Source organism: Achromobacter sp. (assembly GCF_057314935.1).
Map to the genome: position 1 here is coordinate 5333 of NZ_DBHKZA010000111.1, position 9420 is coordinate 14752.

Annotated in this window: 11 protein-coding genes; all 11 read right to left on the minus strand. The window is 66.7% G+C overall.

Annotated features, from left to right (window positions below):
• The coding region (locus ACO6D5_RS27125) for a DUF3300 domain-containing protein (protein WP_485827096.1) at positions 1-1088 on the minus strand (1088 nt) is incomplete at its 3' end.
• A gap of 120 nt (positions 1089-1208) precedes the next feature.
• Positions 1209-1424, minus strand: a complete 216-nt coding sequence (locus ACO6D5_RS27130; RefSeq protein WP_006227327.1) for a TOBE domain-containing protein — start codon at positions 1422-1424, stop codon at positions 1209-1211.
• 69 nt (positions 1425-1493) lie between these two features.
• A complete protein-coding gene (locus ACO6D5_RS27135) occupies positions 1494-2399 on the minus strand; it encodes an ATP-binding cassette domain-containing protein (RefSeq protein ID WP_485827097.1) in 906 nt (301 codons plus the stop codon).
• Between the two features lie 25 nt (positions 2400-2424).
• Entirely contained in the window at positions 2425-3252 is an 828-nt protein-coding gene (locus tag ACO6D5_RS27140; protein ID WP_485827098.1) for a MetQ/NlpA family ABC transporter substrate-binding protein, read from the minus strand.
• 17 nt (positions 3253-3269) lie between these two features.
• Positions 3270-3932: a methionine ABC transporter permease gene (locus ACO6D5_RS27145; protein WP_088591273.1), complete on the minus strand. Its 663-nt coding sequence runs from the start codon at positions 3930-3932 to the stop codon at positions 3270-3272.
• On the minus strand, positions 3932-4732 hold the full coding sequence (locus ACO6D5_RS27150; protein ID WP_315844881.1) for a methionine ABC transporter ATP-binding protein: 801 nt from the start codon (positions 4730-4732) through the stop codon (positions 3932-3934). The genes ACO6D5_RS27145 and ACO6D5_RS27150 overlap by 1 nt, the downstream gene beginning before the upstream one ends.
• A 28-nt stretch (positions 4733-4760) precedes the next feature.
• Positions 4761-5996 (minus strand): acyl-CoA dehydrogenase family protein, encoded by a 1236-nt coding sequence (locus ACO6D5_RS27155; protein WP_485827099.1) that lies wholly within the window; start codon positions 5994-5996, stop codon positions 4761-4763.
• Positions 5997-6006: 10 nt separating this feature from the next.
• The gene (locus ACO6D5_RS27160) at positions 6007-6594 is read right to left on the minus strand and encodes an ABC transporter permease (RefSeq protein WP_485827100.1); all 588 of its coding nucleotides are present in this window, start codon (positions 6592-6594) and stop codon (positions 6007-6009) included.
• Positions 6594-7766: an FMNH2-dependent alkanesulfonate monooxygenase gene (gene ssuD / locus ACO6D5_RS27165; RefSeq protein ID WP_485827101.1), complete on the minus strand. Its 1173-nt coding sequence runs from the start codon at positions 7764-7766 to the stop codon at positions 6594-6596. Before ssuD ends, ACO6D5_RS27160 begins: the two co-directional genes overlap by 1 nt.
• A gap of 13 nt (positions 7767-7779) precedes the next feature.
• On the minus strand, positions 7780-8373 hold the full coding sequence (ssuE, locus tag ACO6D5_RS27170) for an NADPH-dependent FMN reductase (protein WP_315844877.1): 594 nt from the start codon (positions 8371-8373) through the stop codon (positions 7780-7782).
• A 23-nt stretch (positions 8374-8396) separates the two neighbouring features.
• Positions 8397-9197 carry a MetQ/NlpA family ABC transporter substrate-binding protein gene (locus tag ACO6D5_RS27175; RefSeq protein ID WP_485827102.1) on the minus strand — a complete coding sequence of 267 codons (801 nt, stop codon included), beginning with the start codon at positions 9195-9197 and terminating at the stop codon, positions 8397-8399.
• Positions 9198-9420: the final 223 nt, after the last annotated feature.

The following is a 9420-nucleotide window of genomic DNA, read 5'->3' on the forward strand; positions in this document are numbered from 1 at the left end:
CCCCGGCCCGCTGCGCCCTGGCCGCGTCCGGCGCCCCGTTCTTCATGACCGGCAATCGACTGCCCCGTGCGCCCCTCGAAAGATTGCGCGGCGCGGTCACGTGCGGCTTCCCGGGAATTCGCAGCGGGCGCGGCGCCGGCAGCGCGGCCGCCCTGGCTCTGCCCAAGCCCCTGCCCCTGCCCTTGCCTCTGACCCTGCCCTGCCTGGCGGTTCTGCAAACCCGCCTGGCGCTGGCTGTCGAAACGCTGGCGGTTGCCCGCATCCGCATAGGGCGTGTTGCCGCGGTTGGCCGGGTTGTGCTGCCACGACACGTTGTTGTTCCTGGCGTTGTCGATCCGGTTATTGACGTTGATGTTGTTGTACCGGTTCACGTCGATATCAACGTCGTTGTGCCCCCAATTGAAGCCGCCCCACATCGAATTCACCGCGGCCACCCCCAGGCCAAAACCGATGCCGGATACGAGCGCGGTCGCAAATACCGAGCCCGGAGGCGGGGGATAGTAATAAGGCGGATACGACGGATAGGACCAAGCCCCGTACACCACCGTCGGGTTGTAGCTGGGCACATAGACCACTTGCGGGTCGGTCGGCTCAATCACCACCACCGTCTTGTTGGTGTCGGTGGTCGTGGACTTCACCGTCTGCTGCGGCGTGCTCTTCAGGTTGCCGGCCTTTTGCGCTTGCGTGCGCAGCCGCTGAACCGAATCCATCACCCCGTCCGGCTGCGCCAGGAAGGCGTCGCCCACGGATTTCACCCAGTCGGGCTGACGCCCCATCATGTCCATGACAGACGGAAACGCCACCAGGGATTTGACGCTGGGATCCCAGCTTTCGCCTTCAACCGCCTTGACCGCCGCATCGCCCGACTCGGACGTATGCGCCGCCGACCATTTGGCCGCAGCGGCAATGTCTTCGGGGTACGTGGCCCCCATTAGGATTTGTGACAGCAGCGAATCCGGGTACAGCGCCACGGGCGCCATCAGCTGATCCAACTGCCCATTGTCCAGCTTGGTCTGCGCCACGGCGGGCAGGCAGACTGCCAGCCCCAGGCACAACCAGCCGATGAACCACCTTTGCAGTCGACGCATGAACCGTTCTCCGTGTAGCAACGCATGAAGCTGAACGCCAGGAAGAAACCGCCGGATAACGCGCTGACAATATATGCCTAACGCCGGCGCAGGGGAAGCGCCGGCGCCAATCTCGCTTTCTTACAGTTTGGCGACGGATACCTCGGTCGCCTTGACGAAGGCCAGGACTTCAGTGCCCACCTGCAGGTCCAGTTCCTTGACCGAACGCGTGGTGATCACCGACGTCACGATGCCCGCGGGCGTATCGACGTCCACCTCGGAAACCACCGGGCCCAGGATGATTTCCTTGATCTTGCCGCGGAACTGGTTACGGGCGTTGATGGATTGAATGCTCATGTCTTGCTCCTGAAAGGGAAAGGACGGCGCTGTCATGGCGCCATTGCGTGAATGCCAGGCCGCGCGGCGCTATACCGCCAGCCGTAAGTGCCGGATCTGGATCACCGGCGCCAAGGGCCGGTCCGCGTCCGGCGGTTCGGGTTCTTTCAACACGGCGCGCAACACGCGCGCCGCCAAGGCGGCGAACGCCGACGATCCCCGGGCGCGCGGGCGCGCCAGTTCCACCCGTTCGTCAAACACCACCGCGCCCTCGTCGATGACGAGGATGCGGTCGGCCAGCGCCACGGCCTCGTAGACGTCCCGGGTGGCCAGCACGGCCGTGAAGCCGTCGCGCCGCCAGGCCTGTTCGATGGCCGCCTGGGCCTCGATGCGCGTCAGCGCATCCAGGCCGCCCAACGGTTCATCCAGCAGCAGCAAGCCCGGCCGTCGCGCCAGCGCGCGCGCCAGGGCCACGCGCTGACGCTCGCCTTCGGTCAATTGCGCCGGCCAGTCGCCACCGCGACCGGCCAGGCCCGTTTGCCGCAGCGCCTCGCCGGCCCGGCCCCGCGCGTCGCCCGGCAGGCCCAGCGCCACGTTCTGCCAAACGCGCTTCCACGGCAGCAGCCTGGCGTCGGCGAACAGCAGCCGCACGCGGTCGTCGGAGGCCCATTGCGGAAAGTTGTCGAACAGCACCGGCGAACGCGCAGGCGGCCCGCCTTGTTCGCCGGTGGGCCGCTCCAGGCCGGCCAGGATGCGCAGCAAGGTGCTCTTGCCCGTACCGCCGCGCCCCGTGACCGCCACGAATTCGCCCGCGGCGATATCGAGGTCCAGTCCATTGAGCACACTACGCGCGCCATGGCGCTTGGCCAGCTTGCGCACGGTGACGCGCAACGCCCGCCAGCCGTCCTGCTCCGGATCCGGCGCCTCGTCATGCCGGGTGTGCCCCGGCACTTCCAGGTGCTGCAGCAGCTCGAACTCGTTCGGATGGACAAACATGGCCGCGCGCTCCCGCCGGGCAACCCTAGCGGGCCGCTTCCAGCTTCTGCTGGTAACCGGTCTTCACGAAGCCGGCGAACGACTTCTCGGTGACCGCCAGGAACTCCCGCGACGCATAGGCCGCCGCAATATCCTTGACATAAGGCTTGTCCAGGTCGGCCGTGCGCACCGCCACCAGGTTCTGGTAGGTAGGCGTGGTCTTCTCAAGCGCCAGCGCCGAAGTCAGCTTGAGCCCGGACGCCAACGCGAAGTTGCCGTTCACGAACGAGTAGTCGGTGTCGTCCAGCGAGCGCGGCAGTTGCGCCGCTTCAAGCGGGATCAGCTTGATCTTCTTCACATTGACGGCCACGTCCTTCTCGGACACCTGCAACGGGTCATAGCCGTCGCGCAGCTTCACCCAGCCCAGGTCCTGCAGCACCACCAGCGCGCGCGCCTGGTTGGTCGGGTCGTTGGGCACGGCCACGCTGACGCCGTCGGGCGCGGCGTCCACGCTCTTGTACTTCTTGCTGTAGATGGCGATCGGCGCAGTGGGCACCTTCACCAGTTCGGACAATTCCAGCTTGTTCTTGGCCGCGAAGTTCTTCAGGTAGACCACGTGCTGGAAGGCGTTGGCGTCCAGCGCGCCTTGCGCCAGCGCGAAGTTCGGCTGAATGTAGTCGTTGAATTCCACGATCTTGACCGTGTAGCCCTGCTTTTCCAGGATGGGCTTGATGCCCAGCTTGATCTGGTCGCTATAAGGGCCTGCGGTCGCGCCGAACACGATTTCCTTCTTGGCCGGGTCTGCCGCCTGCGCGGCGGCGGCGACGGTCAGCGCGGCCAGTGCCGCGATCAGGGTAGAGCGGGGAAATGCCATGGGAGTCCTCACTGGATTCAACGCTTGTCGATACGGCGCGCGACGGTATTGCCGGCCACCTGGATGATCTGCACCAGCACGACGAGCAGCGCCACGGTCAGCACCATCACGTCGGTCTGGAAGCGGTAGTAGCCATAGCGGATGGCCAGGTCGCCGATGCCGCCGCCTCCCACCACGCCGGCTACCGCCGAATACGATAGAAAGCTCACCGCCAGCACCGTCAGGGCCAGCACCAGTCCGGAACGCGCCTCCACCAGCAGCACGCGGCGCACGATCTGCAGCTCGGATGCGCCGGCGGCATGCGCTGCTTCGATCACGCCGCGAGGCACGTCGCGCAGGCACTGTTCCACCAGCCGCGCAAAGTACGGGATCGCCGCGAAAGACAGCGGCACCGCCGCCGCCACGGGCCCGATGGAGGTGCCCGCGATCACCCGCGTGAACGGCACCAGCGCCACCAGCAGGATGATGAACGGGAACGAACGCACGGTATTCACCGTCCAGCTCAGCAGCCGATGCACCACGGGACGGTCCAGCGACTGGCCTGGTCCGGTCAGGAAGACCAGCACCCCCAAGGGCCCGCCCAGCAGGATCGAGGCCGCCAGTGCGATCGCCAGCATCAGGAATGTCTGGCCGACGGCCACGCCCAGCTCGGGCAGCAACTGCACAAAGGTATCCAGCATCATGCGACCTCTTCGTAGGGGTGGGTGGCTTCGCGGATGAGTTCCCGGCCCAGCGCGGAAGACAGGTGCACGTTGGCGCCCGAGATCTCGGCCTGCTCCAGCACCTGCCCGTTCTCCATTACCGCCACATGGCGGCACAGGGCACGCACCACGGCCAGTTCGTGCGTGACGATCACGATGGTCACGCCCAAGCGCTTGTTGATGTCGCGCAGCACGGCCAGCACCGACCGCGTGGTCTCCGGGTCGAGCGCCGACGTGGGTTCGTCGCACAGCAGCACGGCAGGCTCGCTGGCCAAGGCGCGCGCGATCGCCACGCGCTGCTTCTGCCCGCCCGACAATTGGGCCGGATGGCTGGCGGTCTTGTCGGTCAGGCCAACGATCTCGAGGCACTCCCGCACGCGCGCGGCGATCTGCTCGCGGGTGCGCCCGCCATGCACCCGCAACGGGAACGCGACGTTTTCGAACACGGTCTCGTTCTGCAGCAGGTTGAACTGCTGGAAGATCATGCCGATGTGCTGGCGCGCGCCCCGCAGTTCGCGCTTGGACAGCGCGGTCAGTTCGGTGCCTGCCACGTGCACCGCGCCCGCATCCGGGCGTTCCAGCAGGTTGATCAGGCGCAGCAGCGTGGACTTGCCCGCGCCGCTCTTGCCGATGATGCCGAAGGTGTCGCCGGCGCGGATCGACAGCGACACGTCGCGCACGGCATCGAACCGGCCCGCACGCGTCGCGAACGCCTTGCTGACGGCGTCCAGGCGGATCACCGGCTGCGGCACGGCGGGAAGGGAGGAAATCTGGCTCATCGCGGAGTTCCGGTCAGGGTCGGGCGCATCAGGAATACGCGGTGGGTTCGGGAATCTGGTCCAGCAGCGCAAAGCGCCCCAGGTCGCGGACCTTGTAGGCCACGGGGTCGTGCAGCGTGTGCACGCGGGCATTGCGCCAGAAACGGTCATAGCCGTAGCGCGCCACGGTGGAACTGGCGCCCGTCACGTCGAAGAGATCGGACCCCACCTCCAGCGCGGCCCGGTGGGCCAGCACTTTGGCCTGGGCGCCGGCTACCGCCACCTGCCCGCGTTCGTCTGCCGTCACGGAAGGGCCGCGCGCCAGCGCCGCATCCAGCGCCAGGCCCGCCTGATCCGTCAATGCCTGCGCCGCCTGCACCCGCAACCAGAATTCGCCGAAGCGCTCCTGCACATAGGGATCGTCGGCATGGCGCTGCACGCCCGACGAAAACCACGGCCGCGCATCGTCGCGCACATAGCGGCGGGCTTCCTGATAGGCGCCCTGCGCGATGCCCAGATACAGGTTCGTCATGATCAACTGCGCGATCTGCGAGCGCAGCGTGGCGCGCGGGGTCGGCGTCGTGCCGGGCGCCTGCAGCACCTGGATCGATTCCAGCCTGACGTGGTCGAACCGCACGGTGCCGCTGTCGGTCTGGCGCTGGCCGAACGCGTCCCAGTCCGGATTGACGGTGATGCCGTCGGCGTGCGTCGGCAACGCCGCGATCAACGCGGTATCCGACGCCTTGTGCCAGGCCGAGATCGTCAGCACGTCCGAGCCGACCGAACCCGAACTGAAGCCCTTCACGCCGTCGATGCGATAGCCGTCGAGTTCGGCGCGCGCGACCACGCGACGGTCCAGCGGGTTCAGCGCGTTGCCCCAGAACAGGTTGCGCTCGACGGTTGGCCGCAGGAAGTACGCATGCTGTTCGGGCGTGCCGTAGAGCAGCACGCCTGCGACCTGCAGATGATGGAAGCCGAAGACGTGCGCCAGGGCGCTATCGGCTTGCGCCAAGCGCCGCACGGCATGCAGCACGGTCGACCAACTGGCCCCCGCGCCGCCGTAGGCGGTCGGCACCGACAGGCGCAACAGGCCGCTTGCGCGGATCCGTTCGCGCTCGGCGGCTGCATGCCCGCCCTGGCGATCGCGTTCGACCGCGGTGGCCGCCAGTTGCGTCGCCAAGGCGTCCGCCGCGCTGGCAGCGTCCGCCGCCCGTGATGGCGCGCCACCGACGGGTTCCGGATGCCTGGCGTCTCGCGCATCTTGAAGGGATTGGATCTTGGCCATGAATGAATTCCTAGTAAGCCCCGGCATGGTCCGGGACGAGGGCGGCATCCCAGCGCAATGCACGGCGCGCCAACAAGCGGACGAGCGCATCCGTGGCCAGGGCCAGCAGCGCGTAGAGCAGGATGGAAACGAACGCCGCGTGGCCGCTGCCGGATGCGGTGGTGGCGATATCGACCGTCACCCGCAACAGCCAGAACAGCCCCAGCGCCAGGCGCACGCCGGACAGCACCGTGGGCAAGGCGCCGGGCAGGATCACGTCGCGCCACAGCGGCCAGCCGGCCAGACCGACCGAACGGCCCATTTCGGTGAGTTTCGGATCCACGGTGCGCACGCCCTGCCAGACGCCCAGCACGGCCCCCAGCACCGTCGCCGCGGCCGCGCCTGACAGGCCGATCCGCAGCGGCGACCACAGTTCGCCCGAGCCCGCGGCCGATACCGCGGCGGACAGCACCGCGGACGGCGCAGGAAAATCTCGCGCAAACGGCCATCCAGCCAGCCACGCCAGTTGCCAGAGCGCCAGCAGCACCGCAGCCGCCACCCAGGGCGCAAGCGCCTTGCGCACCGAGTGGTGGCGATGGGAGGGGCTGGCGGCGGCCATCAGCTTGCCGATTCCTTCGGCACCAGTTCGGTCGCCATGACTTCACCGAACGGCCCCGTCAGCACCGTGTTGCCGACCTGGCGCTGGCCCTTGCCGGGCAGGAGCGGAAACACCAGTTCGGCGAACCGGTAGGACTCTTCCAGATGCGGATAGCCCGAGAAGATGAACGTGTCGATGCCCAGGTCCGCGTATTCCTGGATGCGCGCGGCGACCGTCTGCGGATCGCCCACGAGCGCCGTGCCCGCCCCGCCCCGCACCAACCCGACGCCGGCCCACAAATTGGGCGAAATCTCCAGATGCGAACGGCCACCCTGGTCGTCGCTGAGCTTTCCGCCATGCAAAGCGGCCATGCGGCGCTGGCCTTCGGAGTCCATCTTCGAGAAAGCCGCTTGCGCCGCGCGCACCGAGTCTTCGCTCAGGTGGCTGATCAGTTCGTCCGCGGCGGCCCAGGCGGCCTCATCCGTTTCGCGCACGATGACGTGCAGGCGGATGCCGAAGCGAACCGTCCTGCCATGCCTGGCGGCGCGCTCGCGCACGTCCGCGATTTTCCTGGCTACCGCGTCGGGCGGCTCGCCCCACGTCAGGTACACGTCCAGCTGTTCGGCGGCCAGCTCATGCGCCGCTTCCGACGAACCGCCGAAGTACAGCGGCGGATACGGCTTCTGCACCGGCGGGTAGATGACCTTGCCGCCTTTGGACACCAGCTGCTGGCCCTGGAAACTGTAGCCCTCGGCGTCGTGGCTGTTTTCCAGGATGCCGCGCCAGATCTTCAAGTAGTCGGCGGTGATCGCGTAGCGTTCGTCGTGGCTGACAAAGACGCCGTCGCCTTCCAGCTCGCCGGGGTCGCCACCCGTCACGACGTTGACCAGCAAGCGGCCTTCGGACAAGCGGTCGAACGTGGCGGCCATGCGCGCCGAGAACTGCGGCGAACTGACGCCCGGCCGGATCGCCACCAGGAACTTCAGCTTGCGGGTGACGCCGATCAGGCTGGAGGCCACGACCCAGGCGTCTTCGCAAGACCGGCCGGTGGGCAGCAGCACGCCGTCGTAGCCCAGCGTGTCGGCGGCCACGGCCACCTGGCGGAAGTAGTCATAGCTTGCCGCGCGCGCGCCTTGGCTGGTGCCCAGGTAGCGCGAATCGCCGTGCGTGGGAATGAACCAGAAGACATCCATTGCAACTCTCCGGTCAGACGCTGAAGCCGCCCGCAAGCGCGAGCCGGCCCAGGTCATAGGCTTCATGAGCAACGACACCGCGCGGCGACACCTGCTCGGCCAGCCGGTCGACCGAGTCCTCCAGCCGCTCTCGGACGTCGTCGTCGATATGGATACTGCCGTCGTCTGCCACCCGAACCTGCTTGTCGGTGGCGTAGACGCCAGCCAGGATGTGCCGCGCGCCCAAGGCGGACAGCACCGGCTTCAAGCCATATTCCAAGGCCAGCAGATGCGCAGGACTGCCGCCCGTGGCGATCGGCAGCACGACCTTGCCCGCCAACGCCTTCTCATCCAGGAGGTCCAGCACGGCCTTCAGGCCGCCGGAGAACGACGCCTTGTACACCGGCGTGGAAATCAGCACCGCGTCGGCGGTTCCCACGCGGGCCCGCAACGCGCCGGCCGCGGCGCCCGAATAGTGCCCTTCGATCAGCTCTTCGGCCGGGATGTCGCGCAAGCCCAATTCGACGACACCCAATCCGCGCGAACGCAGCAAGTGGGCGGCGTGGCGCAGCAGCGCGGATGAACGGGAACGCTGTGACGGGCTGCCCGCCAACGTGATGATGCTCATGATGATTCGCCGGAGATCGCGCGTTAGAAAGCGGGGATGAGGGAACCCTTGAATTCCTTCTCGATGTAGGCGCGCACTTCTGGCGACTGGTAGGCCGCCACCAGCTTCTTCACCCAGGGCTGGTCGCGGTCTTTGGTGCGCACGGCGATGAGGTTGGCGTAAGGCCCGTCAGCGGCCTCGCGCCCGATCGCATCACGCGCCGGCACCAGGCCGGCCTGCTCGGCGTAATCGTTATTGATGGACGCCGCCGTCAAGTCATCCAGCGAACGCGGCAACTGCGCGGCATCCAGCGCCACCAGCTTGATCTTGCGCGGATTCGACACCACATCGAGCGGCGTCGCGGTGTTCTTCTGTTCAGCCTCGGGCTTCAAGGTGATGATCTTGTAGGCCGCCAGCAGGCGCAGGGCGCGGTTGCCGTTAGAAGGATCATTCTGAATGCCGACCGATGCGCCCTCAGGCAAGTCGTTCAACGATTTGATCTTGCGCGAATAAAAACCCAACGGCGCCGTGACGGTCAGCCCGACAGGAACGATATCGAAGCCGCGCGCCTTAATCTGGTTATCCAGGAACGGCTTGTGCTGAAACGCGTTGGCGTCGAGGTCACCGGCATTGAGGGCGGCGTTGGGGAGCTGGTAGTCGTTGAATTTGACGAGCTTGATGGTCAAGCCATCGCGGGCGGCGACCTTCTGGACGACGTCAAAGATCTTTTCCGCCGTACCCACGGAGATGCCGACGGTGACGGTGTTCTTGTCTTCAGCGTGCGCAGACGCGGCGAAGGCGACGGCAAGGGTTGAAGCGGCTAACAGGCGAAGCAGCGATGACATGAGTAAGCGTCCAGGATGCGGAGTGATGGAGGGATTCTGTCATCGCGGATGGACGGGGAAAAATACTTAGTCGGTATGAAGTTATGTCTTGGGGGGGTGGTGGAGGCGGGGGTTATCGATTTTTGGAAATATGGGGATATTGCTGGGGGTGCTTAAGGGGTGAGGGTTTTGTTGGGTGGGTTGGTATTGATTGCTGGGTGGGTTCTTTTGACGCCCGGCGTGG